19 protein-coding genes and 2 pseudogenes are annotated in these 24,224 nt (G+C 69.8%); 6 read left to right on the top strand and 15 right to left on the bottom strand.

The features are described 5' to 3' along the window. Window positions 1–80: 80 nt before the first annotated feature. From F1599_RS14145 to F1599_RS14125, 5 genes are all read right to left on the bottom strand, one after another. Window positions 81–1,097, bottom strand: coding sequence for a tripartite tricarboxylate transporter substrate-binding protein (locus tag F1599_RS14145; RefSeq protein WP_149318179.1), 1,017 nt, complete (start codon window positions 1,095–1,097; stop codon window positions 81–83). A gap of 240 nt (window positions 1,098–1,337) precedes the next feature. Then, a complete protein-coding gene (locus F1599_RS14140; protein WP_150083463.1) occupies window positions 1,338–2,264 on the bottom strand; it encodes a LysR substrate-binding domain-containing protein in 927 nt (308 codons plus the stop codon). Between the two features lie 137 nt (window positions 2,265–2,401). Next, window positions 2,402–5,524 (bottom strand): autotransporter family protein, encoded by a 3,123-nt coding sequence (locus F1599_RS14135; RefSeq protein WP_150083462.1) that lies wholly within the window; start codon window positions 5,522–5,524, stop codon window positions 2,402–2,404. Between the two features lie 314 nt (window positions 5,525–5,838). Continuing rightward, window positions 5,839–6,843, bottom strand: coding sequence for a tripartite tricarboxylate transporter substrate binding protein (locus tag F1599_RS14130; protein WP_370639465.1), 1,005 nt, complete (start codon window positions 6,841–6,843; stop codon window positions 5,839–5,841). Beyond that, window positions 6,840–7,691, bottom strand: a complete 852-nt coding sequence (locus F1599_RS14125) for an amidohydrolase family protein (protein ID WP_150083569.1) — start codon at window positions 7,689–7,691, stop codon at window positions 6,840–6,842. The genes F1599_RS14130 and F1599_RS14125 overlap by 4 nt, the downstream gene beginning before the upstream one ends. A 175-nt stretch (window positions 7,692–7,866) precedes the next feature. Between F1599_RS14125 and F1599_RS14115 the strand changes: the two genes are divergently transcribed. The 5 genes and pseudogenes from F1599_RS14115 to F1599_RS14095 form a co-directional block, all read left to right on the top strand. Further along, window positions 7,867–8,754 (top strand): LysR family transcriptional regulator, encoded by an 888-nt coding sequence (locus F1599_RS14115; RefSeq protein ID WP_149318176.1) that lies wholly within the window; start codon window positions 7,867–7,869, stop codon window positions 8,752–8,754. Between the two features lie 179 nt (window positions 8,755–8,933). Further along, window positions 8,934–9,926, top strand: a complete 993-nt coding sequence (locus tag F1599_RS14110) for an SDR family oxidoreductase (protein WP_150083461.1) — start codon at window positions 8,934–8,936, stop codon at window positions 9,924–9,926. A gap of 358 nt (window positions 9,927–10,284) precedes the next feature. Then, window positions 10,285–11,556: an MFS transporter gene (locus tag F1599_RS14105; RefSeq protein ID WP_223819639.1), complete on the top strand. Its 1,272-nt coding sequence runs from the start codon at window positions 10,285–10,287 to the stop codon at window positions 11,554–11,556. A 122-nt stretch (window positions 11,557–11,678) separates the two neighbouring features. Beyond that, window positions 11,679–12,902: a chromate efflux transporter gene (gene chrA / locus F1599_RS14100; RefSeq protein ID WP_150083460.1), complete on the top strand. Its 1,224-nt coding sequence runs from the start codon at window positions 11,679–11,681 to the stop codon at window positions 12,900–12,902. 220 nt (window positions 12,903–13,122) lie between these two features. Next, a pseudogene (locus F1599_RS14095) lies at window positions 13,123–13,755 on the top strand (UdgX family uracil-DNA binding protein); the annotation flags it as partial. A 137-nt stretch (window positions 13,756–13,892) separates the two neighbouring features. Here the strand turns inward: F1599_RS14095 and F1599_RS14090 are convergent. The 6 genes and pseudogenes from F1599_RS14090 to F1599_RS14065 all read right to left on the bottom strand — a co-directional run bounded on the left by F1599_RS14090 (window position 13,893) and on the right by F1599_RS14065 (window position 19,881). Then, window positions 13,893–14,276, bottom strand: coding sequence for a Na+/H+ antiporter subunit G (locus F1599_RS14090; protein ID WP_149318172.1), 384 nt, complete (start codon window positions 14,274–14,276; stop codon window positions 13,893–13,895). Between the two features lie 11 nt (window positions 14,277–14,287). Further along, on the bottom strand, window positions 14,288–14,563 hold the full coding sequence (locus tag F1599_RS14085) for a K+/H+ antiporter subunit F (RefSeq protein WP_149318171.1): 276 nt from the start codon (window positions 14,561–14,563) through the stop codon (window positions 14,288–14,290). Further along, window positions 14,548–15,051, bottom strand: coding sequence for a Na+/H+ antiporter subunit E (locus F1599_RS14080; RefSeq protein WP_149318170.1), 504 nt, complete (start codon window positions 15,049–15,051; stop codon window positions 14,548–14,550). The genes F1599_RS14085 and F1599_RS14080 overlap by 16 nt, the downstream gene beginning before the upstream one ends. Continuing rightward, entirely contained in the window at window positions 15,048–16,598 is a 1,551-nt protein-coding gene (locus F1599_RS14075; RefSeq protein WP_150083458.1) for a monovalent cation/H+ antiporter subunit D, read from the bottom strand. Before F1599_RS14075 ends, F1599_RS14080 begins: the two co-directional genes overlap by 4 nt. A gap of 155 nt (window positions 16,599–16,753) precedes the next feature. Beyond that, a pseudogene (locus F1599_RS14070) lies at window positions 16,754–17,074 on the bottom strand (Na+/H+ antiporter subunit C); the annotation flags it as partial. After that, window positions 17,074–19,881, bottom strand: a complete 2,808-nt coding sequence (locus F1599_RS14065; RefSeq protein WP_150083456.1) for a monovalent cation/H+ antiporter subunit A — start codon at window positions 19,879–19,881, stop codon at window positions 17,074–17,076. The pseudogene F1599_RS14070 and the gene F1599_RS14065, both read right to left, overlap by 1 nt. A gap of 382 nt (window positions 19,882–20,263) precedes the next feature. Here F1599_RS14065 and F1599_RS14060 point away from each other — a divergent pair, with 382 nt between their 5' ends. Next, a complete protein-coding gene (locus F1599_RS14060; RefSeq protein ID WP_043437284.1) occupies window positions 20,264–20,692 on the top strand; it encodes a hypothetical protein in 429 nt (142 codons plus the stop codon). A gap of 154 nt (window positions 20,693–20,846) precedes the next feature. Here F1599_RS14060 and F1599_RS14055 read toward each other — a convergent pair whose 3' ends face one another. From F1599_RS14055 to cls, 4 genes are all read right to left on the bottom strand, one after another. Beyond that, entirely contained in the window at window positions 20,847–21,062 is a 216-nt protein-coding gene (locus F1599_RS14055; protein ID WP_149318166.1) for a hypothetical protein, read from the bottom strand. A gap of 42 nt (window positions 21,063–21,104) precedes the next feature. Continuing rightward, on the bottom strand, window positions 21,105–21,554 hold the full coding sequence (locus F1599_RS14050) for a PA2169 family four-helix-bundle protein (RefSeq protein ID WP_053823726.1): 450 nt from the start codon (window positions 21,552–21,554) through the stop codon (window positions 21,105–21,107). Window positions 21,555–21,815: 261 nt separating this feature from the next. After that, a complete protein-coding gene (ribA, locus tag F1599_RS14045) occupies window positions 21,816–22,412 on the bottom strand; it encodes a GTP cyclohydrolase II (protein ID WP_149318165.1) in 597 nt (198 codons plus the stop codon). A gap of 210 nt (window positions 22,413–22,622) precedes the next feature. Next, window positions 22,623–24,050 (bottom strand): cardiolipin synthase, encoded by a 1,428-nt coding sequence (gene cls, locus F1599_RS14040; RefSeq protein WP_149318164.1) that lies wholly within the window; start codon window positions 24,048–24,050, stop codon window positions 22,623–22,625. Window positions 24,051–24,224: the final 174 nt, after the last annotated feature.

Genomic DNA, 24,224 nt, shown 5'->3' with positions numbered 1-24,224 from the left:
GTGCCCTGGGGGGCGTGCCCCCCAGGTGTGTGGCACTGGGGTGTGCCCTGGTGTGGCCGCGAGGGGCCGGTGCTCGCCGCTCAGTCGGCGAAGGCGCCGGCCTTGCGCAGCATCGGCTGCCACTTGTCGCTTTCCGCCTTGAGCCAGGTCTTCAGCCCTTCGGGCGTCTGCTTGGCCGGCGGCACGATCTCGGCGCCCAGCTCGTCCAGGCGCTTGACCACCGCCGGGTCCTTCAACGCGGCCTGCAGCGCGGCGGTCAGGCGCGCCACCACCGGCGCCGGCGTGCCCTTCGGCGCGTACACGCCGTGCCACACCTTCATCTCGAAGCCCTTGAGCCCGCCTTCCTGCAAGGTCGGCGCATTGGGCAAGGCGCGGATCCGCTGCGGCGTGGTGACGCCGTACAGCTTGACCTTGTTGGCGGCGATCTGCGGCAGCGTCGCGGTGGTCTGGTCGCACAGCACGTCGACCTGACCGCCCAGCAGCGCCGTCATGGCCGGCGCCGTGCCCTGGAACGGAATCACGTTCAGCTTGACGTTGGTGGCCTGCTCGAACAGCAGCCCGCACAGCTGCGAGACCGCGCCGAGGCCGGCGTTGGCCAGATTGATCTTCGACTCGTTCTGCTGCACGTAGCGGACCAGTTCGGCGGTGTTGTTGGGCGGCAGGTCCTTCTTGCCCAGCAGCGTCATCGGCACGTCCGCGACCTGGCCGATGTACTCGAAGTCCTTCAGCGGGTCGTACGACAGCTTGCGGTACAGCGCCGGCGCGGTGGCCATGCCGTTGTGGTGGATCAGCAGCGTATAGCCGTCGGCCTCGGCGCGGGCGACATAGGCCGGCGCGATGGTGCCGCCCGCGCCGGTGCGGTTCTCGACCACCACGCTTTGGCCGAGGTGCCTGGACATGGCCTGGCCCAGGCTGCGCGCGACCACGTCGGTGGGACCGCCCGCGGAGAACGGCACCACCAGGGCGATCGGCTTGTGCGGGAAGGGATCGGCCGCCTGCACGCCGGCCGCGGCAAACAGGCCGAGCGCCGCGACGGTCAGGCGGCGCAGCGAAGCGAGCGGTCGAAGGGAACGGGTGGACGCAGTAGGAACAGCCATGGCGATGTCTCCGGATGTAATGCCCTGCGTATCCAGGGCTCGAAATCGCCGTAGTGTCGGCCAACCGACCGCTTCGGCGCCATCTGCCATTGCTTAAGCCATCGTACGGGTCAGCGGAAGCCGGGTTTATGCGGATCGTTGTTGCCGGGGGTTGCGGCTGCGCTCTTGCGGCGCCCCTTGCCGCCGGTCCTTGCTGCGGACCGCCGTTGCGCTTGCCGGTGGGGCGTCGCCGAAGACGGATCAGCGCTGCAGCGCGTCTTGCCCGTCGTCGGCCGCCATCCGCTCGAGATGCGCCACCAGCATGCGCGCGGCCGGCGACAGGCTCTGCTCGTCACGGAAACAGATCGCGAAGCGCCGATGCGCCCAGCCGTCGGTCAGCGGCACGACACGCACGTCCAGGCTCGCGGCGACCGGTTCGACCACCTCGCGCGGCATGATCGCCAGGCCCAGCCCGGCGCGCACGCAGCGCAGCGAGGCGTCGAAGGTCGACACCACCGCCCGATAGGTCACCGGCCGGCCGACGATGGCCGCGTGGCGCGCCAGCATGGTGTGCACCGCGGTCTGCGCCGGCAGGCCGATATGATCGAAGTCAAGCGTATCGGAGAACGCGCATTCGTTTGCTTCGGCGAGCGGATGCGAGGCGTGCACCACCGCAGCCAGATGGTCGGCGCGATAGGGCCGCGTGGCGAGCCCTTCCAGATCGGCGGCATCCCAGCAGATGCCGAGCGGCGCCGAGCCCTCCCGCACGGCCCGCACCACCTCTCGGCTCACGCCCTCCTCGACCGAGACGCGGATATCGCGATGCTCGGGCTGCTGCAGGAAGCCGGCGATATCGTCGGGCAGCGACTCCGCCATTGACGACACCGTGGCCAGCAGCCTGACCTGCCCCTTGATGCCCGAGCCGTAGTCGGCCATGTCGCGCGCGACCCGATCGGCCGCTGCCAGCATCGCCCGCGCATGCTCGAGCAGGATCTCGCCGGCCGGCGTCGGAATCACGCCGCGCCGGCGCCGCTCGAGCAACTGCGCGCCGACCGTATCCTCGAGCTGCGCCAGCCGCTTGCTGATCGCCGACGCGACGATATGCTGCTGCTCCCCGGCCCGCGCCATATTGCGCGTCTCGCAGACCGCGACAAACAGGCGCAGGCTGGTCAAATCCAGGTCCCGCATCGTGGGCTTGCTCCTTGGCAACGCTAACGGCTCGTCAGGGGGCAAATCATAGCGCGCCGTTTCCCGGCAGGAGGCATATCCCCTTCGCTGAACGAGAACGCCATCGCCAGCGGCGACAGGAGCAAACCCACGCTGCATCACCACGTGTATTTCACCCCCACCCGCACCACGTACTGGTGATAGCTCTGCTCGCCCCAGGCGCCCGTCAGGTTGGCCCAGCCGGTCCAGCGCTTGTCGAGCTGCGCGTTGACGCCGAGCTTGGCCTCGTAGCGGTTTTCCGGATACAGATCGCCGACGGTGACCCGGTCGAAGGCCATGCGGCGGTCGGTGTCGGCGTGCCACCAGTTCAGCGTCAGATAGGGCTGGATGCGGCGCGTGTCGCCCTGGACGAAAGTGCGATGCAGGCGCAGGCCGAGGCGCGTGATCGGACCGTCCGCATCGCCGCCGGCGATCCGTGTGCCGTTGGCCTCGGCGATGTCGTCCTGGCGATAGTCGACATAGATCAGCTGCGCCTGCGGCTCGATCACCCAGCCGCCACGCAGCGGGATCGCATAGCCGACCTCGCCCGACACCGCCAGTCCATGCGCGTCGTACTTGACCGCCGGCAGCCCCGCTCCCTCCACGCGCTGGTCGAACCAGCCGTACTGGAACCAGGTATCGACATAGGCGCCGAGCTTGTTGTGGTCGTTCTCGTACCAGGTGCCATAGACGCCGGCGCTGAAGCCGTCGACCTTGCCGTGCGCGCGAGCCGGATTGCCGGCGGCCTCGGCGTCGGTGCTCGCCGCCAGATAGCTGCCCATCACGCCGAGATGGACGCGGTCCGCGGTGCCGAACAGCGCCCACTTCGCCAGCTCGGCGCCGCCCTGCAGCAGAAAGGTATCGGTATCGACGTGGAAGTTGCCGTCGCGGCTGTGGCTGCCCTCCCACTTGCCGACCACGCGCAGCCACCCGGAGCGCGGCTGCTGGCTGGCCGGCGCGAAGCCCTGCGATTCGACGAACTGCGGCTCGCCGAGCCGGTCGTGCAGGCTGTGCACGAACATCTCGCCGGCGACGCGGCGATTGGCGAGGTACGCCGCCGCTTCGGGCCGGAACAGCGGCCGCGGCGGCAGCGGCCCGGGCGGCGTCGATTCGCGCTCGGAACGCAGATACCACGACTGCGGCGACGAGGGATCGAGGCTGCCGCGAAACAGCCGGTACTCGTAGGCGCCGGCCACCACGCGGCCATCGAGCGCGAAGGCGTCGGTCGTGGTGGTGGCGCCGCTGGTCGCCTCGACCACCTGGATGCCGTTCGCGGTCGTCAGCGCGCCCGCACCGCCGGCGTTGACGATCCGCAGCCGTGACTGTCCGCCGGCACTGCCCTGCACCACCAGCTTGTCCGACGACGAATCGTCGCCATCGAGCCGCGTGTTCAGCGCGATCAGTCCGCCGACCCCGGTGTACTGCTGCACGGTCAGCGTCTTGAAGGCGCCGGCCACCGGCGGCGCGAATACGACCTGACTCGCATCGAGTGTCAGCCGCGTCAGGTTGGAGTTGCCGGTCATGTCCCAATGCGTGTTCCGTCTCAGGCTCACATCGGACACGCTGCCCGGCTCGGTCAAGGCCGCGCCGGTGATGCGGCTGTTGTCCGCGACGATCGTGCCGAAGCCCGGCTCGGGGCCGGTGGTGACGATCGTGGTGCCGGTCGCCATCGACGGATCGCGTTCGGTCGCCAAGGGATTCGAGGATGCCTCGTTGTCCCGCTGCTCGCCCGGCGGCTGCATCGTGCGGCGGGCCGCCGCGGCAAAGGCGTCATTCGGTCCGACCCGCAGCCACAGCGTGCCGCCGCTGACGGTGGCATCGCCCAGCCCGACTGTCGCGGTGCCGCCCGCCACGGCGATGGCAGGACCGGAGGCGCTGGTCAGCCGACTGCCGCCGATCAAGTCGGCGCGCGAGTGGGTTCCAGACAACCCCGTGAGGAACAGGGCCGAGGCATCGGTGCCGCTCGCCTCGGCCGTAATCCCCGTCGCGGTGACCGTGGCCCCCTGGTACACCGCAAAGGCATGGGCGCCGTTGCCCTGCGTGCCGACCGCGGTGCCGGCGAGCGCCGCCGACGATCCGTCGCCGATCGCGCTCAGGCCGTGACTGCCATCGCCGGTGGTGCGCACGGTGCCACGCGCCATCGCCAACGTGCCGGCGCGGAACACGGCGGCGCCCGGTGCATCGGCGCCGGCGGTCGACACGGTGACCTCGGTGGCGTTGAGCGTGGTGCCGGCATCGCCGACGAACAGGCCGACCGCGCGCTCGCCGCCGGTCGTCACCGCGCCACGCAGCAGCGCGATGCTGCCGCCTGCGCGGGCATAGGCGCCGTAGCCGTCGATGCCGGCGGTGGTCACGGTGCTGTCCGTCGCGGCAAGTTGGCCGGTGTGGGTGGCAAACCAGCCGGCGGCACTGTCGCCGCGGATATTGGCCGTCGTGCGCGCAGCGTCGATTCGCGCGCCGTCGGTGGCGAAGGCGCCGTGCGCGTTGCTGCCGGCGGTCGCCACAGTCGCGTCGGCGATCGCGATCCGCGCGCCCGGCCCGCCCATGCCCGAAGCACGCACCGCAGTGCCGGTCGCCCCTTCCGTGACGATCGATCCGCCATTCATCGTGATGGACGCACCCGTCTGCGCGTTCAGGCCATAGCGGCCGGCGGCCGCGGCTTGGCGCACCGTGATGGGCACGCGGGTCAGCGTCAGCGTGCCGCCGCCGACCGCCATCGCCCCGCTGCCGCCTCCGGTGGTGGTGATGGACCCTTCGACCAGCGCCGCGCGGCTGCCGGCGCCCTGAACGAATACGCCGTGCGCACGCAGATCGCCGCTCGCGCCGCCGGCGGTCGCGATCGTCGCACCGGACAAGGCGACGCTGCCGCCGGAAAACACGCCGACGCCGAATTCGCCGTTCGCACTGGTGCCGATCGACAGACCGCCCGGCGAGCCGGCGCCCGGCGCCGTCTCCACGACCGCGTTCTGCTCGACGCGCAACGCCTGGCCCGCGGCCGTGCGCGTCGCCAGGCGAATGGGCCCTTGCGTGGTATCGAACACCACGCGGCTGCCGTTCCTGGCAACCAGCGCCCAGCCCGCGCCGGGCGTGGCAGGCACGTCGATCGTGGTACCGCCGGCCACGACCGCGTCCTGCGCGTCGAGAATGATGGAATTGGTGATGAGGCCCGGGCCGATCGGCGTCTGCGCCTGCGCCTGCGCGCCGATGGCGCCCAGTGCCGCGAGTCCGATGCAATGCCTCACCAGTGGTTTGCCGCGCCGCGTGGGCGAGGGACGCGGGGGACGCACCCCCGCTTGCTGACAACAGGTTGTGCGCATGACAGTCTCCCCGGTTTCGAACGACATGCCGGCGGACCATCGTCGTCGGATCCGTGCCGCGGCCTTTCGCCGAAGGCCTGCGTGGGCCCGCCAGCATGGCGGTCTATTCTGCGACTGTCACGCGCAGAGAGTGCTCGTTTTTGTGCCGGGGATTTTTGATCTGCGGCGCTACCGTCATCGGGCGCGCCCCGCTGTCGGCGCATGCCCTGTTCGCATGCGCCGGCGCGAGACCGGGGACTTCAATCGAGGCTGAGCTTCGCCTGCGCGGCGACCTTCTTCCACTTGGCGATTTCGGCGCGGCGGAAGGCGTCGAGCTCGGCCGGCGTCGAGCCGACGGTCTCCGCGCCGAAGCCGGCAAGCTGTTCGGCCACGACCGGGTCCTTCAGCACCTGCGCCAGCGCGCGCGAGACCTGCTCGACGATCGCCGCCGGCGTGCCCGCCGGCGCGAACACAGCGTTCCACTCGTAGCTCTCGTAGCCCGGCACGCCCGCCTCCGCGATGGTCGGCAGTTCTGGCGCGGCCTTCGAGCGCTTGGCGCCGCCGACGGCAACCGCACGCAGCTTGCCGTTCTTGATGTGCTGCCACGCGGAACCCATGCTGGCGAACATCACCGGCACCTGCCCCGCCATCACGTCGACCATCGCCGGACCGCCGCCCTTGTAGGCGACATGCTCGAGCCGCGTGTTTGCCATCAGGTTGAACAGCTCGCCGGCCAGATGCTGCGCCGAACCGTTGCCCGCCGAGGCGAAGTAGACCGGCTTGCCGGCGTTGGCCTGGCCCAGCTTGATCAGGTCGGCCACCGTCTTGACCGGATACGACGGCGTGACCACCAGCGCATTGGGCACGCGCAGCAGCAGCGACACCGGCGCGAAATCCTTCAGCGTGTCGAACTGCATGCGGCTGTGCAGCGCCGGGTTCTGCGCGTGATTCGAGGCATCTAGCATCAGGGTGTAGCCGTCCGGCTTGGCGCGCGCGACATAGGCGCCGCCGATCATGCCGCCCGCGCCGCCGCGGTTGTCGATTACCACCGGCTGGCCGAGCACGCTGGACAGCTTCGGCGCCAGCAGGCGCGCGACCACGTCGACGGTGCCGCCGGGCGGATAGGTGACGACGAGCGTCACCGGCCGCTCGGGATAGGCCGCGGCGGCGGGCGTGGCAACACCGGCCAGCAATACCGCCGAGGCGGCGAACAGACAGGCGCCGGCGCGGCGCGACAGCGTGTGGAACAGGGCAGGCAGCATCATGCGGAGTCTCCTTGGAATTGGAATAGGTTCAGCGCGGTATCGCCGAGCAATTGCCGGCGCTGCGCGGCATCGTCGATCCAGTCGTCGAGCCATTGGCGGGTAGCGCCGTAGGACACGTGTGGATGTTGGGTATGGGGCCAGTCGCTGCCCCACAGCAGGCGCCCGGCGGTGAAGGCCTCCAGCAGCCGCTGTGCCGCAAGCCGCCCCGCCTGCGCGCATTGCGCATCGGGCCAGTTGCGATAGGCGGCGGACAGCTTGACCCAGACCCGTCCGCTGTCGGCGTGGCGCAGCAGAGCGTCGAAACCCGGGTCAGCCACGCCGAGCGCCGGATCGGGCCGGCCGAAATGATCGACGACGATGCGGCAACCGGCCGCCAGCAGCGCGGGCATGACTTCCTGCAGCCGCGCCGCGGGCAGATGCAATTCGACGTGCCAGCCGCGCGCATGGATGCGCTCCAGCAAGCCGCGCCACGGCGCCGTGCCGAGGTCGGGCGCCGGCAGGCCGATCAGGTTCAGCCGGATGCCGACCACGCCGGCGGCGGCCATGGCGTCGAGTTCCGCATCCTCGATGGCCGGGTCCACCACGGCCACGCCGCGCAGCCTGGCGGGCTCCGCACGCAGCGCCGCCAGCAGATAGCGGTTCTCGGTGCCGAGAAAGCTCGGCTGGACCAGCACGCCGTGGGTCAGGCCATTCGCGTCGAGCTGTGCCAGATAGTCGCCCAGCAGCGCGTCGTGGTCCGGCCGGTAGCGCGGGACCGCCGCCAGCGCCAGGCCGTGCTCGAACACATGGGCATGCGAGTCGACGGCGGGTCGCGTCGATGGCGGCGCGGATGGTGACGCAGGCGGCAGCACTGATGGTGACGCGGATGGTGACGCAGGCGGCGGCGCGGATGGCGAAGACTGGGACAAGGCGCGGCTCCGGATCGAAAACGGCTGAATGGACAAACGATAGTTCGGACGGATTCTAGGGAGCGCGGGTATAGTTTCCCATTATCCAGAATCTGTTTATTCATACCGTTTCGATATGGAAACCCGCCACCTGCGCTACTTCCTCGCCGTGATCGACCATGGCAGCGTCAGCCGCGCCGCCGACTGGCTCGGCATCGCGCAGCCGGCGCTGAGCACCGCGCTGGCCCGCATGGAGAAGGACCTGGGCGTCCGGCTGTTCGAGCGCTCGCGCCGCGGCGCGCAGCCGACCGCGGCGGCGCTGGCGATCCTCGACGATGTGCGCACCAGCGTCGAACGCATCGACGCGGCGGCCCGGCGCGCGCAGGAGATCGGCCGCGGCAGCGCGGGGCAATTGACGATCGGGCTGGTGTCCTCGGCGCTGTTCGATACGCTGCCGCGCGCGCTGCGCGAGCTGCGCCGGCGCGCGCCGGGCGTGCGCGTGATCCTGCGCGAGATGAGCAATGCCGAGCAGGCCGAGGCGCTGCGCACCGGCGCCATCGATCTCGGCCTGATGCACACGCCGGTGGCGGTGGGCGGACGCATGCGGGAGCGCCCGCTGCTGCGCGACCGGCTGGTGGCGGCGATTCCCGACGAGCTCGAGCCCGGACCGGACGGCAAGGTGTCGCTGGCGCAGATCGCCGAGGCCGGGCTGGTGATGTATCCGCAGGCCCAGTTGCCGGCCTTCTATGCCGGCATTCTCGATGCGATGCGCAAGGCCGGCCACGAGGCCCACGTCGCGCAGGAGGCCAACCGGACGCTGACCGTGCTGGCCTGCGTCGCGGGGGGCTGCGGCGTGGCGCTGTTGCCGAGCTGGATCCGTTCGCTGAACTTCCGCGGCGTGCGCTTTTGCGAGGTCCGCGATGGCGATGCCCTGCCGACCTTCGACCTGTCGGCGATCTGGCCGGCGCGCTCGGTGCCGACGCTGGCCGATCTGTTCGCCAGCCTGGAGATGGGGCCGGCGTAGCAGCGCGGCACGGGCGCGGACAGGCACCGCGGCGAGCAGGCACGGCGGGGACGGGCTTAGCGTCCGACACACTCGCCGGATGACACGCTCGGCGGATAACAGGTTCGGCAGGGGATGTCGCCGTGGCATGCCGTTTGCATCGTCACCCCGCACGATTGCCGATCCGCGAAGGAGTGACCATGCGTCCGTCCCGTCCCGTCACCATCGTCATCACCGGCGCGTCCAGCGGCATCGGACGGGCCACCGCCGAGGCCTTCGCCCGCAGAGGCGTGCGCCTGGTGCTTGCGGCGCGCGGAGAAGCGGCGCTGCGCGAAGTGGCCCATGTCTGCGCGGCGCACGGCGCCGACACGTTGATGGTGCCGACCGACGTCGGCGACGCGGAAGCCGTCGCGGCGCTGGCCCGGCTCGCGGCCGACACCGGCGACGGCCGCATCGATGTCTGGATCAACAATGCCGGCGTCGGCACGGTCGGCCTGCTGGAACAGACGCCGGTGCATGCCCACGAGCGCGTCCTGCGGACCAACCTGATCGCCTACCTGTACGGCGCGCACGCGGTGCTGCCCTACTTCAAGCGCGAGGGACACGGCACGCTGATCAATGTGCTATCGATGAACGCCTGGTCGCCGTCGGCCTATGGCGTGTCCTACACCGCCAGCAAATATGGGCTGCGCGGCTTCAGCGAGGCGCTGCGCGCCGAGCTGCTGCCCTTCCCCGGCATCCACGTCTGCGACATCTTTCCGGGGGTGGCCGATACGCCGGCCTTTCGGCATTGCGCCAACTACACCGGCAAGGCGATCCGGCCGCCGCGGCCGCTGGTCGATCCCCGTGCCATCGCCCGTGCGATCGTGCGGGCGGCGGCGCGGCCGCATCGCCAGGCGACCACCATCGGCAGCGTGGCGTGGCTGTCCCGCGTCGGCAATCTGGTCACTCCAGGCCTGACGCGGCGCTTTTCCCAGCAGCTCGCCCAGCGCTATCTGGACCGGGCCGACCCCGCGCCGCGCACCGACGGCAATCTGTTCGATCCGACCGAGGGCTATATGGCGGTGGACGGCGGCTGGCGGAACCGCAACGAGGGCTCGCGCGCCACGCAGGCCGGCCTGATCGGCGCCGGTCTGCTGGCCCTGGGCGTATCCCTGGGCATATTGGCCCGGCGGCGCCGCCAGGCCGACTAGGGCCTGGCGAGAACCCTCCGAAAACCCTCCGAGAACCTTCCAAGAACCTTCCGAGAACCTTCGGAGAACCTTCCGAGAACCCTCCGAGGACCATCCGAAAACCTTCCGAGAGCCCTGCAAGTACCCTCCGAGAACCCTCGGAGAACCGTCCCGGAACCCTCCGCATGGCGGTGCCGTCATGCTGCGTCGCAGCACGGCCGCGCGTTTTGCTTCACAATAACGGCCAAACCGGCCGCCCGGATCGCTTCGCTCGCTTCGATCGCGACCGAGCGTGCCAGCGGGCCGCAGAGCCCGCGCTCCGGTTCATCACAAGGTCCAAACAACACGCGTCCGCGCGATCTCTTGCAGTCATCTCCTCATGTCCGCCCCTGACGGTAGCCCATACGATCCGATCGACTCCTTTTCACACGACGCTCCGGCCCCTTCCCCAGCCGCTTCCTCCGCCACCAGCAAGGCGGAGCGCCGCGCTGGGCGGCTCGCGCTGCTGGCGCTGGGTGTCGGCGGCTTCGCCATCGGCACCGGCGAATTCGTCATCATGGGCCTGCTGCCCGACGCCGCCAGCGACTTGGCCATCTCGATCCCGGCCGCCGGCCACCTGATCAGCGCCTATGCGCTCGGCGTGGTGATCGGCGCCCCGCTGCTGGCGGTGCTCGGCGCGCGGTTGCCGCGCCGCACCCTGCTGCTGGCGCTGATGGCGGTGTTCGCGATCGGCAACTTCGCCAGCGCGCTGGCGCCCGGCTACGGCTCGATGATCGTCGCGCGGCTGCTGACCGGCTTTCCGCATGGCACCTACTTCGGCGTGGCGGCGCTGGTCGCCGCCAGCCTGGTCGCGCGCGAGCGCCGCGCGCAGGCGGTCGGCATGGTGATGCTGGGCCTGACCGTCGCCACGCTGGTCGGGGTGCCGATCGCCGCGGCGATCGGCCAATGGCTGGGCTGGCGCTCCGCATTCGCGCTGGTCGGCCTGATCGGCGCACTGACGGTGTTGCTGGTCTGGCGCTGGGTGCCGTTCGTGCCGGCCGACCGCCACGCCAGTCCGCTGCGCGAGTTGTCCGCGCTGGGCCGCAAGCAGGTCTGGCTGACGCTGGGCATCGGCGCGATCGGCTTCGGCGGCATGTTCGCCGTGTTCAGCTATATCAAGCCGACGATGATCGAACTGGCGCACATGCCCGCCAGCGGCATTCCCTTCGTGCTGGCGCTGTTCGGCGTCGGCATGGTGATCGGCAATCTGGCCGGCTCCAAGCTGGCCGACAAGGCGCTGATGCCGACCATCGGCGGCGTGCTGGTCTGGTCCGCTGCGGTGCTCGGCGCCTTCGTGCTGACCGCGCCGCACGCCTGGCTGGCGTCGGCCAATGTGCTGCTGATCGGCACCGTGGTCGCGCTCGGCCCGGCCCTGCAGATCCGCCTGATGGACGTCGCCGGCGATGCGCAGACGCTGGCCGCGGCGCTCAATCACTCGGCCTTCAACATGGCGAACGCGCTGGGCGCCTGGCTCGGCGGCGTGACCATCGCGGCCGGCCTGGGCTGGCAATCGACCGGCTGGGTCGGCCTGCTGCTGGCGGCGGGCGGCCTGGTGGTCTATCTGCTGTCGCTGTCGGACGCCTCGCGCCGCGGCGCACCGGCCACCGCCTGAGGACGGGCCGCAACCGGGCACGACGGCCCGCGATGGCCTGCGATGGCCGAGCGGCCATCGCGCTGCGCTACCATGGCGTTCCCTGCACCCGAGCCCACGCCAGCCCCATGGAGCCAGAACCGATGCCGGCCACCGACGGCCATACCCTCGCCCCGCATCGCCATCCGGTCTGGGAGGTATTCCTGGCCTTCCTGCGGCTGGGCCTGACCTCGTTCGGCGGACCGGTCGCGCATCTGGGCTATTTCCGTCAGGAATTCGTGGTGCGCCGGCGCTGGTTCGGCGAGCGCGTCTATGCCGACCTAGTGGCGCTGTGCCAGTTCCTGCCGGGGCCGGCCAGCAGCCAGGTCGGCATGGCGATCGGGCTGTCGCGCGCCGGCTTTGCCGGCATGCTGGCCGCCTGGGTCGGCTTCACGCTCCCGTCGGCCATCGCGCTGATCCTGTTCGCGCTGACCTTGTCGGCGTGGGGCAATGTGCTGCCCGCCGGCATGCTGGCCGGGCTGAAGATCGTCGCGGTGGCGGTGGTCGCGCAGGCGGTCTGGGGCATGGGCCGCTCGCTGTGTCCGGACCGTCCCCGCGCGACGATTGCCGCGGTCGCGGCCTGCGTGGTCGTGCTGGTGCCCGGGCCCCTGGCCCAGGTCGCGGTGATGGCGGCAGCGGCGCTGCTGGGCCGCGCGTTGCTGAAGACGGCCCCGGCCGGCGAGCACGAGGCCTTGCCGATTGCGGTCGACCGCCGGCTCGGTGCCCTGATGCTGTCGATCTTCGCCGCGCTGTTGGCACTGCTGCCGCTGGCGGCGCAGACCTGGCCGGGCCAGGCACTGGCGCTGATCGACGCCTTCTACCGGGCCGGCTCGCTGGTGTTCGGCGGCGGCCACGTGGTGCTGCCGCTGCTGCAGGCCGCGGTGGTCCCCAACGGCTGGGTCGACAACGACGCCTTCCTGGCCGGCTACGGCGCGGCGCAGGCGGTACCCGGTCCGCTGTTCACCTTCGCGGCCTTCCTCGGCGCGGCGATGCGGATCGAGCCGAGCGGCTGGGCTGGCGGCGCCCTGTGCCTGGTCGCGGTCTTCCTGCCGTCCTTCCTGCTGGTCGCCGGCGCCCTGCCGTTCTGGGAACGGCTGCGCCGCAGTCCGCATGCCCAGGGTGCACTGGCCGGCGTCAATGCGGCGGTGGTCGGCGTGCTGCTGGCAGCCTTGTACGATCCGGTCTGGACCAGCGCGATCCACCGCCCGGCCGACTTCGCGCTGGCGCTCGCGGCGCTGGTGGCGCTGATGTTCTGGAAGCTGCCGCCGTGGCTGGTGGTGGTGGCCTGCGCGCTCGGCGGCTGGGGGTTGTCGCTGTTGCCGCTCTGAGCCGGCCCGATCCCGTCCGAGCCGATCGGATGAGGATCGAGGATCGAGGATCGAGGATCGAGGATCGAGGACCGAGGACCGAGGACCGAGAATCGGGATCGGAATCGCGGTCGTGGATCGAAGACCAGGATCAGCGACCCAGGATCGGCGCTCGGCGCCGTTGGCATGCGGCGTGCTTGAAACGAGCAACGCGGCTCGCCAGCACCGCTGCCCACGCGCCATGTCCTCACCATCCCGCCCAACTCCACCCGACGACGCGCCCGACCCCGCACCGGAACCGTCCGACCAGCGGCCGGCCACGCTCGATGCCTGCCGCCGCTGCGACCTGTGGCGCAATGCCACCTATGGCGTGCCCGGCGACGGCCCGACGCCGGCGCCGGTGATGGTGGTCGGCGAACAGCCCGGCAATCAGGAAGACCTCGCCGGCAAGGCCTTCGTCGGGCCGGCGGGCCGGCTGCTTGACGAAGCATTCGAAAAAGCCGGCTTGTCGCGCGAGTCGGTATTCCTGACCAACGCGGTCAAACATTTCAAATGGGAGCTGCGCGGCAAGCGGCGGCTACACAAGACACCGGCACAACGGGAGATCGAGGCCTGCGGCTATTGGCTCGAGGACGAATTCGAACGGGTGGCGCCGCGCGTGGTGGTGGCGCTCGGTGCGACAGCGCTCAAGGCCGTGCTGGGCGTCAAGGCGACGGCGCTGCGCAAGGTGCTGGGCCAGCCGATCGAGCACGAAGGCCGCACCGTGATACCGACCTACCACCCGTCCTATGCGTTGCGCGTGCCCGATCCCGCGGCGCGCGAGGCCGCCTTCGATGAAATCGTCGCAGCCTTGAAGCTGGCCGCGAAGTTCAGCGGCAAGGCGGCGCGCAAGGGCGCCGGCAAGACGGTCGCGAAACGCGCCGTCGCCAAGTCGCCGTCGGCGTCGTCGTCAGAGTCCGCGCCCAAGCCCAGGCCCAAACCAGGGCCAAAACCAAAACCGGCCGCGGAACCCTAGCGCTGCTCGATGCCGTCGTCGTCCTCCGGCTCGGCCTCCGCGCCGCGATCGGTCAGCCACGGCCGGCCGCGCGTGACCGGATGGACCGGCACCCGTTGCTGCATCGCCGCCTTGGCCAGCATATGCGCGCTGATCGGCGCGGTCAGGAACAGGAAGGCCGTCAGCAGGATCTCGTGCAGGCTCCAGCCCTCACCCAGGCTGCTGAAGTAGACGACGGACGCGATCACCACCCCGCCGACGCCGAGCGTGGTCGACTTGGTCGGCCCGTGCAGCCGCATGAAAAAGTCCGGCAGGCGCAGCAGGCCGATCGCGCCGACCAGCGTGAACAGGCTGCCGATCAGCAGCAGCGCGCAGACGATGGCCTCGAGGTAGAACGGCATCGCGGGGCTCCCTACTTCAGCTCGATGATGTCGCCGCGCTGCAGATACTTGGTCAGCGCGACCGTGCCGATGAAGCCCATCACCGCGAGCAGCAGCGCCACCTCGAAGAACTGCGCGGAGCCGAGCCAGATGCCGAACACCACGATCAGCGCGATCGCATTGATGTTCAGCGTGTCGAGCGCGACGATGCGGTCCGGCAAGGTCGGGCCGATCAGCAGCCGCAGCAGCGTCAGCAGGAAGGCGATGCCGAGCATCGCCAGCGAAATCGGAATCACGACGGCAAGCATAGGAAGATCTCCCTCAACGGCGCCTCGTAGCGCGACTTGATGCGCGCGATCATGTCGTCCGCGTCGTCCAGATCGAGCACATGGATCAGCAGGCAGCGGCGATCGTCGCTCAGTTCGGCGCAGACCGTGCCCGGGCTCAGGGACACAATGCTGATCAGCGCGGTCAGCGCGATCTCGTGCTCGGACTCGAGCGGAAGCTCGATAAAGGCCGGTTGCAGGCGCGCGCCACGCACCAGCACCAGCCAGGCGACATGCACGTTGGCGACGACGATGTCGACGGCGACATGCCAGATCAATCGCAACGCGAGCCAGGGCCGCGCCAGCCGCAGCGGCCGCAACCACAGCCGCCGGCCGACGCGCAGGCCAATGGCCCAGGCCAGCAGCGCGCCGAGCAGCCAGTCGCCCGGCGCGGCCGCATTGCCCAGCAGCAGCCAGACCGCGAGCAGCATCGCGCTGAGCCAGGGATGGGGCAACAGGCGCCGCATCATCGTGCCGGCTCCGTCGGCGCGCCCAGCACCGCCCGCGTATAGGCGGCGCGGTCGAACAGTTGCAGCGCGGTTGCGTCCAGATAGCCGGACAAGGGCCGCGCGAACACGACCAGCGCCACGCTGCAGGCCAGCAGCAATGCGCAGCAGACCAGCTTGGCCGCGTCCGGGCGGCGCACCGGCGGCGTACTGGCCTGTGGCCGCGTCACCATGCCGTGCTCGTGCGCGGCGGCGGCTGCCGGCCCCTGCCACAGCAGCCGGCTGCCGGTGCGGCTGATCGCCACGATCAGGGCCAGGCTGGACACCAGTACCGCGGGCCACAGCACCGCCGCGCCGTTCCACTCGCCATACAGCGGCACCGCCTGCATCAGCATCACCTTGCCGATGAAGCCCGACAGCGGCGGCAGCCCCACCACGGCGATCGCGGCGGTCAGGTACAGCGTGCCGGCCAGCCGCGAAACGCCGCCGCCGACGGGCATCCTGCCGGACGGCAGCTCGAGCGAATCGGCCAGCAGGAACAGCGCGGCGGTACCCACCGTGGTGCTGGCCAGGTAGTACAGCGTCGCGCTCCAGGCCTGCGGCGTCTGCATCGAGACTCCGGCGCACAGCAGTCCGACCGATACCAGCACGAGGTAGCCGGTCAGCCGTTTCATCGAACGCGCCGCCAGCGCGCCGCATGCGGCCAGCACCATCGTGACGATCGCCAGCCACCACAGCCAGTGGTGCATGAAGGCGCCGAACCAGCCGCGCCCGCCGTCGAACAGCAGGGCATGGCAGCGCAGGATGGCGTAGATGCCGACCTTGGTCATGATCGCGAACAGCGCGGCCACCGGCCCGGCCGCCGCGGCATAGGCACGCGGCAACCAGAAGGACAGCGGAAAGATCGCCGCCTTCAGCCCGAACACCAGCATCAGCATCGCGCCGGCCGCCAGCGCCAGCGGTACCTCCGATGGCGCCAGCCGCGCCAGCCGCTCGCCGAGGTCGGCCATGTTGAGCGTGCCCGTGATGCCGTACAGCACGCCGATCGCCAACAGGAAGAACGAGGAGCCGACCAGATTGAGCACGACGTAATGCAGGCCGGCGCCAATCCGTTCGCTGCCGCCGCCATGGACGAGCAGCGCGTACGAGGCGATCAGCAGGATCTCGAAGAACACGAACAGATTGAACAGATCGCCGGCCAGGAAGGCGCCGTTCAGGCCCATCAGCTGGAACTGGAACAAGGCGTCGAAATGCCGGCCGGCACGGGTATCGCGCTCGCCTGCGCTGAGCACAGCGGCCGCGCCGAGCAGCGCCGTCAACAGCAGCATCAGCGCCGCCAGCCGGTCCAGCTGCAGCACGATGCCGAACGGCGCCGCCCAGTTGCCCAGCGCGTAGACCGCGATGTTGCCGCCGGCTGCCTGGCCGACGATGCCGGCCGCAATCGGCAGCAGCGCCAGTGTCGCCAGCACGCCCAGCCAGCGCGAGCGTGCGCGCCAGCGGGCCGGCATCACCACCAGCAGGCCGCCGCAGAACAGCGGCAGCAGGATGGGCAGCAGCATGGCGTGGTTCATCGCGCCTCCTCGCTGGCCGGGGACGGAGCGGTCGATGGCGCCGTTGATGGTCCCGTTGGTGGCGCCGTCGAGGGCGATGCCGAGCGCGCGCGCTCGGCATCCTCCGGACGTTCGGGCTCCGGCGGCTGCCCGGGTACCGCCGACGATGGATCGGCCGGCTCGTCGCCGTCCACATGGTCGCTGCCGCGCAGCGCACGGGAACGCAACGCCAGCACCATGATGAAGGCCGTCATCGCGAAGCCGATCACGATCGCGGTCAGCACCAGCGCCTGCGGCAACGGGTCCGCATACTGCGCGCCGGGCGCGATGATCGGCGGCTTGCCGGTGGTCAGCCGGCCCATGCCCAGCAGGAACAGCGTGACCGCATAGGTCAGCAGCGCCAGTCCGAGCACCACCGAGAAGGTACGGGCGCGCAGCACCAGATAGATTCCGCAGGCGGCGAGCACGCCGATGGCGGCGGCGAACAGGGCTTCCATCAGGCAGTCTCCGCGATCTCGCGCGCGGCGGCCACCCGCTTGTCGCGCACGCCCAGGTGGGACACGATCAGCAGCACGGTGCCGACCACGGTCAGATAGACGCCCAGGTCGAACAGCAAGGCGGTCGCCAGTTCGATCTCGCCGATCCCGGGCAGATGGAAGTGGCCGAAGGCGGTGGTCAGGTACGGATTGCCGAACGCCCAGCTGCCCAGGCCCACCAGCCCGGCGATCAGGATGCCGGCGCCGGCGATGGCGCGATGGTGCAGCGTGATGCGCGACTCGGTCCACAGCACGCCGCTGGCGATGTATTGCAGCAGCAGCGCCACCGCGGTGATCAGCGCGGCGACGAAGCCGCCGCCGGGCAGCTGGTGCCCGCGCAGCAGCATGAAGATCGCCACCAGCATCGTCAGCGGCAGCATCAGCCGTGCCAGGATCGCGAGCAGCAGCGGATGGCTCTGGCGCGACCACGGCATGTCGTTCGGGCCGGCCGTCGGCGCCGGCAGGCGCAGGCCCTTGAGCAGCGCATGCACGCCGAGGCCGGCGATCAGCAGCACGCAGATCTCGCCCAGCGTATCGAAGCCGCGGAAATCGACCAGGATCACGTTGACGACGTTATGCCCGCCGCCGCCCGGCACGCTCTGCGCGATGAAGAAATCGGCGATGGTCTGGTGCGGGCGCGTCATCACTGCGAACGCGGCCACGCCCACGGTGCCGCCGCCGGCCAGCGCCAGCGCGGCATCGCGCAGATGCCGCGCGGTCCCCGCCCGCTCCGGCAGGTCGACCGGCAGGAAGTACAGCGCCAGCACCAGCAGGATGATGGTGACCACTTCGACCGAGATCTGCGTCAGCGCCAGGTCCGGCGCCGAGAAACGCGTAAAGGCCAGCGCCACCATCAGCCCGCACAGGCTCGCCATCAGCAGCGCCACCACGCGCTGCCGGCGCGCCGCGACCACGGCGATGGCGCCGATCGCCAGCAGTATCAGGCCGGTCGCCGTGACCGGGTCCGCAGGGGACAGCGGCGCGGGGCCCTGGGCCTGCTCGAGCTCGAACAGATAGCGGGCCGGCAGCAGCACCATCGCCGCAATCGCGAAGGCCAGATAGCGCTGCAGCGAACCGTTCTCGAACAGCAGCGCCACGCGGCCGGCGGCGCGCTCGACGCGCTCGATCGCATCCTCGAAGCGGTCGCGCGCGTTCAGCTGGGGCAGCTTCGCGTGATAGTGGCGGAAGGAATCGCGGCGCAGGAAGAACAGCGCGCCGCCCGCCGCCATCGACAGGGCGCTCATCGCCAGCGGCAGATTGAAGCCATGCCAGGGGCTCAGGCTATAGATCGGCAGCGGCGCGCCCATGGTGCCACGCGCGGCCGCATCGAGCAGGCCGCCGACGGTGTGGTTGGGAAAGAGCCCCACCACCAGGCAAGTGACCACCAGGATCTCGACCGGGATCTTCATCCAGCGCGGCGGCTCGTGCGGCGGATGATGGGGCAGGTCGTCGGGCTCGCCGTCGAAGAACACGCCATGGATGAAGCGCAGCGAGTACGCCACCGTCAGCGCGCCGGCGGCGGTCGCCAGCGCCGGAATGGTCCAGTTGAACGGACCGAGCAGGCCCTGTGCCAGCGTCTCGCCGAAGAACATCTCCTTGGAGAGGAAGCCGTTGAGCAGCGGCACGCCGGCCATCGCCAGCGAGGCGACGATGGCCAGCAGCGCGGTGTGCGGCATGTAGCGGCGCAGCCCGCGCAGGCGGCCCAGGTCACGCGTGCCGGTCTCGTGGTCGATGATGCCGGCGGCCATGAACAGCGAGGCCTTGAACACCGCGTGGTTCATGATGTGGAACAGCGCGGCCACCGTGCTCAGGCCGGTGTCGAGCCCGAACAGCAGCGTGATCAGGCCCAGATGGCTGATGGTCGAATATGCCAGCAGCCCCTTCAGGTCCCGCTGCACCAGCGCCATGCCGGCGCCCACCACCAGCGTGGCGAGGCCGGTCAGGCTCAGCATGTAGAACCACCAATCGGTGCCCTCGAGCACCGGATACAGCCGCGCCAGCAGGAACACGCCGGCCTTGACCATGGTGGCCGAGTGCAGATACGCCGAGACCGGCGTCGGTGCCGCCATCGCGTGCGGCAGCCAGAAGTGGAACGGAAACTGCGCCGACTTGGTGAAGACCGCGAGCAGCACCAGCACGATCATCGGCGGATACAGCGGGTGCTTCTGCACGGTGCCCGCGCTGGCGATCACGTCGGACAGCTCCAGGCTGCCGCAGATATGGCCGAGCAGCAGCACCCCGGCGAGCAGCGCGAGCCCGCCGCCGCCGGTGATCGTCAGCGCCATGCGCGCGCCCTTGCGCGCATCGGAGCGATACGACCAGAAGCCGATCAGCAGGAAGGAAACGATGCTGGTCAATTCCCAGAACACGACCAGCAGCAGCAGATTGCTCGACAGCACCACGCCGAGCATCGCGGCCATGAACAGCAGCAGCAGCGCGAAGAAGCGCGCGGTCGACTGGCTGCGCGACAGGTAATAGCGCGCGTACAGCAGCACCAGCAGGCCAATGCCGAGCACCAGCAGCGAGAAGGCGAAGGACAGGCCGTCCAGCCGAAAGCTCAGCGCAAAGCCAAGGCTGTCGAGCCACGGCATGCGCCAGGCCAGCACCTCGCCGCTGAAGATCTCGTGCCGCACGCTGGCCAGCAGGGCCAGCCCGAGCATCGGCGTGCCCAGCACCAGCGGCGCGGTCAGCGCTCGCAGATGGCGGCCGACCAGCGGCGTCAGCATGGCCGCGACCAGCGGCAGAGCGATCAGCCACAGCATCACCATCTGTCGTCTCCGGCAGAGGGTGCGGGAAGGCGAAGGGAAGGCGGCGGGCCCAGCCGCGCCGAGCATCGTGTGCGCAACATGCGGCTATTGTGCCCCATGACACTGCCGCCGCGGCAATCGTTATGTCTGCCCTAAAAATAATTCACATCGAATCCGGGCCATTCGGCGCGGGCCTGCATGCCGCACCGTTTGTATCACCGCATTCCAAAGATCGCGGCCATTCGGGATAGCACGAGGTTGGATCGCCCCCCGGCGCCTACATATACTGGCATGCGGCCTGCATCGACGGCCGCACGACGCATCGTCCACGAGCAAGCACACGCACCGCGCCACTACCCCTGTCGCGCGGGACGACCGCACAACACCGAACCGGGAGCGGAGAATGGGGATGCTGACTGAAGAACAATACCAAGCCACGCAGGAATCGCGCCGCGCCGGATTGCGCGCGCTGCGCGCCGCGCTGCTGAAATCCCACAAGGAGATCATCCAGCACGACCGTAACGAATATGAACGCCTCTATGGCCCGATCCCCGCGGGCCAGTTCGTGCAGATCGTCACCGAGGACAACTACTTCCGCTGGCTAGACCCGCTGTCGCGCCTGATCGTCGAGATCGACGAGGAGCTCGACGGGCCGAAGCACCATGATGGCACCTGCCGCGCGGTGGCCGAGGCGGCGGCGCGGCTGTTCAGCACGCAGGGCGATCCGGCGTTCCGCGAGCGCTATCACGAGGCGCTGCAGGACGAGCCCGCGGTCACCGTGGCGCACGGGCAACTGATGTCGGTAATCGCACAACTTCGCAAGCTTCCCTAGGGGACGCGCAAGACAAGACGCGGGAGCCTTGCGGCTCCCGCGTCTTTGCTTTTGCGTACGGCCAGAACCTGGCAGGGCCAGTTGCGCGACCGATCCTCGCGGTCAATCCTGCCGGGCAACCCCTGCGGCCAATCGCCGCATCCGGCCCGGGCGATCAGCCGGGGCCACCAGCCTGGCCGCCCTTGCGCGGCCTGCCGCCCTGCCCTTCACTGTCGTCCTTGTCGGGCTCGACCGCGATCGGGTCGCTGGCCGGGAACGTTTCCTCCAGCGCCTCGTCGAGGTTGCGCTCGGTATGGTCCTCGGCCGCCCCGCCCTTGCCTTGCTGGCCGGAGCGGGGAACCGCGGTGTCGGGCTTGCCGGGCTGGCTCATCGTCTGTCTCCTTCGCGTGGCGGTGGCGGCGGCCTCGGCCGCTCAGGTCGCGCGATAGCGGTTGCGCAGGTCGCGCACCAGGTCATGGTTGCGCAGCACGCCGTGATACTGGCGTTCGATCAGCGCGCGCACTTCGAAGCTCAGATCGTCGTGCTGGAGGGCGTCCGCGTATTTCTTCTTGGCCACGTCCTCGCCGCGCTCGCATTCCTCAAGGATAGACAGATCGGTGCGATTCGCGACCGCGCTGCGCAGGCTGACCCAGCCGCGATGCAACGCGCCGGCCACGCTGCCGCCCTCTTCCGGCCGGCCACCCAGCGCGATCACCTGCGACTGCAGCTCGCGGATGGCGGCGCCGATCTCGGTCGCGCGGCTGGTGAACAGTTCCTTCAGCTCAGGATTGGTGGCATCCTCGGCGGCCTTCAGAAAACCTTGCTCGCCGTCGCGCGACACCTCGATCAGATCGTTGAGCACATCGACGTTCTTGTCTGCCATGGCGACTCCTCGTTATCGTGATGCCGCCGCATGCCGCGGCGGCGGTTGCAGGACGGTTGCAGCGAGGCTGCAAAACGGCGCGCACCGCGTGCGGTGCGACCATGCCTTCACGATAAGAGAAGCGGCGGGCGGGGACTGTAAGCAGGCCGCCCGAGAAGCTGTCGGTCGATGCCTACAGGGTTGCCCAAGGACCGGGAGCGGTGTCGCGCGCGTTCCCGGACGCGTTGTCCGGCGAATTGTCCCCCGTTGTCCGGCGCGCCGTCAGTCGAGCAGATGCCCGAGCCGCACGCGCTTGGTGGCCAGGTATTTTTCGTTCTCGGCGTTGGCCGGCACGCTGTGGCGCACCTGCTCGAGCACGGTGATGCCGGCCTCTTCGAGCTGCTGCCGCTTGCGCGGATTGTTGCTCATCAGCCGGATCGATTTGACGCCCCATTGGCGCAGCAGATCGGCGGCGAAGGCATAGGTGCGGGAGTCGACCGCCTGCCCAAGCGCCAGATTGGCATCGACCGTGTCGAGCCCGCCATCCTGCAGGCTGTATGCGCGGATCTTGTGGCCCAGGCCGATGCCGCGGCCTTCGTGGCCGCGCAGGTACAGCAGGATGCCGCGGCCCTCTTCGGCGATGCGCTCCATCGCCAGCGCCAGTTGCTCGCCGCAATCGCAGCGGCACGAACCGAATACGTCGCCGGTCAGGCATTCCGAATGCAGCCGCGTCAACACGCCCTCGCCGGCGATGTCGCCGACGCTGAGCGCCAGGTGTTCCGTCCCGCTGGTCGCGCCCTTGAAGGCGTGAGCGGTGAACTCGCCGAAGCGGGTCGGCAGCCGTGCCGAACCGATCAGCGTGATTTCCGTGTCGTTCATATCATCTTGCCAATGCGTGTGCGCCGGATGCCGTGGCAGCGGCCGGGATGGGGTCCCGGGAGAGTCCGCTGCCGGCTGGGTGATGCCTGCCGATGGCCCCTTCCAGGGCGGCGCCTGACGGCAAGGATACCGCGAATCGGCAAAGGGCCGCTCGGGGCCCCGTGTCGGGCCCTTCACCCGGGCCGCGCTTGCCAGCCCGGCGCGCAGCCCCTACAGGATCGGCGCGAACAGCTTGGCCACATGCATCGCCACGCGGCGGGGCCCCGGCGCGGCCAGGTATTCGTCGCGGCCGATCTCGCGTGCCTGGGCAAAATCGGCCAGCAGCATCCCCTCGACCTGGCTCGCGAAGGCGCGATCGGCCGTCATCACCGTCAGCTCGAAATTGAGCCGGAACGAGCGGTTGTCGAGGTTCGCGGTGCCGACCGCGGCCAGCTCGTCGTCGATCAGCATCACCTTCTGGTGCAGGAAGCCCGGGATATAGCGATAGATGCGGATGCCCGCGCAGATCGCCTGGTAGGCGTACAGCGTCGAGGCGGCGAACACCACCTTGTGGTCGGCGCGTCCCGGCATCAGGATGCGCACGTCGACGCCGCGCAGCACCGCCAGCCGCAGCACCGCGAACACCGCCTCGTCGGGCACGAAGTACGGCGTCGTGATCCACAGCCGGTTGCGCGCGGCCTGGATCGCCTCGACGAAGAACAGCGAGCAGGTCTCCTGCGAATCGGCCGGCCCGCTCGGCACCACCTGGCACACCATCGCGCCGGCCGGTTCGGGCGGCGGCAGCAGCAGCGTCGGCACTTCGCGCGCGGCCCAGTACCAGTCCTCCGCGAAGGTCATCTGCAGGTCCAGCACCGCCGGTCCGCGCACCTCGATATGGGTATCGCGCCAGGGCGCCAGCGGCGGCCTGCGGCCCATGTATTCGTTGCCGACATTGTGGCCGCCGATGAAGGCCCGCTCGCCATCGACCACCACCAGCTTGCGGTGGTTGCGGAAGTTCAGCTGGAAGCGATTGACGAAGCCGCGGTGCGGCGCGAACGCGCTGACCTTGACGCCGCACTCGGCCATGCGGCGAACGTAGTGGCCCGGCAAGGCATGGCAGCCGATGCTGTCGTACAGGAAATAGATCTCGACGCCCGCGGCCGCGCGCTCGCACAGCAGCGCCTGCAGCTCGCGCCCGAGCTCGTCGTCATGGACGATGAAGAACTGCACCAGCGCGACGCGGCGCGCGGACTTCAACGCGGCGAAGATCGCCGCAAAGGTGGCCTGCCCATCGACCAGCAGTTGCACATGATTGCCGGACAGGCAATGCAGCCCGGTCAGCCTTGGCAGTGCGCGCAGTCCCGGATGATGCGGCTGCCGGACGATGCAGGCCTCGCGCTCGCGCGGCTCCATGCCGTGGCGCAGTTCGCGCATCTGGGCGCGATAGAAGCGCCGCGCATTGACATAGCCGACGAAATTGCTGCTGCCGAACACCAGGTACGGCACCAGTGCCAGATACGGTATCAACAGCAGCGAACCGGCCCAGGCGATCGCGCCGGGCGCGGTGCGGACCGTCATCACGGCATGCATGGCGGCGAACACGCCGATCACGTGGAAACACAGGACAATCGTCGCGACAACGCTGGTGCTCAATAACATCGGCTGCCATCCGCTGCGGAATGCGGTTGAACGATGAACGGTGAACGATGATGAGTGAACAGTGAACACTGAACTGCCGCGCATTGTGGCATAGGCGGCCTGCATCGCGCCCGTCCATGTATGCAACATGGACGCGCTGATGACCTCGGCGCCTGCGTTTGCATTTTTTTTAGG

It is taken from the genome of Cupriavidus cauae (genome assembly GCF_008632125.1).
Taxonomy (GTDB): Bacteria; Pseudomonadota; Gammaproteobacteria; order Burkholderiales; family Burkholderiaceae; genus Cupriavidus; species Cupriavidus cauae.
Note: the sequence above shows the minus strand (reverse complement) of the source record. Positions and strands in the feature narration are given on the sequence as shown.

What these genes read in the sequence shown, in the direction of transcription:
- F1599_RS14145 (WP_149318179.1), bottom strand. Translation starts at nt 1,097, where the DNA reads ATGGCTGTTCCTACTGCGTCCACCCGTTCCCTTCGACCGCTCGCTTCG.
- F1599_RS14140 (WP_150083463.1), bottom strand. Translation starts at nt 2,264, where the DNA reads ATGCGGGACCTGGATTTGACCAGCCTGCGCCTGTTTGTCGCGGTCTGC.
- F1599_RS14130 (WP_370639465.1), bottom strand. Translation starts at nt 6,843, where the DNA reads ATGATGCTGCCTGCCCTGTTCCACACGCTGTCGCGCCGCGCCGGCGCC.
- F1599_RS14115 (WP_149318176.1), top strand. Translation starts at nt 7,867, where the DNA reads ATGGAAACCCGCCACCTGCGCTACTTCCTCGCCGTGATCGACCATGGC.
- F1599_RS14110 (WP_150083461.1), top strand. Translation starts at nt 8,934, where the DNA reads ATGCGTCCGTCCCGTCCCGTCACCATCGTCATCACCGGCGCGTCCAGC.
- F1599_RS14105 (WP_223819639.1), top strand. Translation starts at nt 10,285, where the DNA reads ATGTCCGCCCCTGACGGTAGCCCATACGATCCGATCGACTCCTTTTCA.
- chrA (WP_150083460.1), top strand. Translation starts at nt 11,679, where the DNA reads ATGCCGGCCACCGACGGCCATACCCTCGCCCCGCATCGCCATCCGGTC.
- F1599_RS14090 (WP_149318172.1), bottom strand. Translation starts at nt 14,276, where the DNA reads ATGCCGTTCTACCTCGAGGCCATCGTCTGCGCGCTGCTGCTGATCGGC.
- F1599_RS14085 (WP_149318171.1), bottom strand. Translation starts at nt 14,563, where the DNA reads ATGCTTGCCGTCGTGATTCCGATTTCGCTGGCGATGCTCGGCATCGCC.
- F1599_RS14080 (WP_149318170.1), bottom strand. Translation starts at nt 15,051, where the DNA reads ATGATGCGGCGCCTGTTGCCCCATCCCTGGCTCAGCGCGATGCTGCTC.
- F1599_RS14075 (WP_150083458.1), bottom strand. Translation starts at nt 16,598, where the DNA reads ATGAACCACGCCATGCTGCTGCCCATCCTGCTGCCGCTGTTCTGCGGC.
- F1599_RS14065 (WP_150083456.1), bottom strand. Translation starts at nt 19,881, where the DNA reads ATGGTGATGCTGTGGCTGATCGCTCTGCCGCTGGTCGCGGCCATGCTG.
- F1599_RS14060 (WP_043437284.1), top strand. Translation starts at nt 20,264, where the DNA reads ATGGGGATGCTGACTGAAGAACAATACCAAGCCACGCAGGAATCGCGC.
- F1599_RS14055 (WP_149318166.1), bottom strand. Translation starts at nt 21,062, where the DNA reads ATGAGCCAGCCCGGCAAGCCCGACACCGCGGTTCCCCGCTCCGGCCAG.
- F1599_RS14050 (WP_053823726.1), bottom strand. Translation starts at nt 21,554, where the DNA reads ATGGCAGACAAGAACGTCGATGTGCTCAACGATCTGATCGAGGTGTCG.
- ribA (WP_149318165.1), bottom strand. Translation starts at nt 22,412, where the DNA reads ATGAACGACACGGAAATCACGCTGATCGGTTCGGCACGGCTGCCGACC.
- cls (WP_149318164.1), bottom strand. Translation starts at nt 24,050, where the DNA reads ATGTTATTGAGCACCAGCGTTGTCGCGACGATTGTCCTGTGTTTCCAC.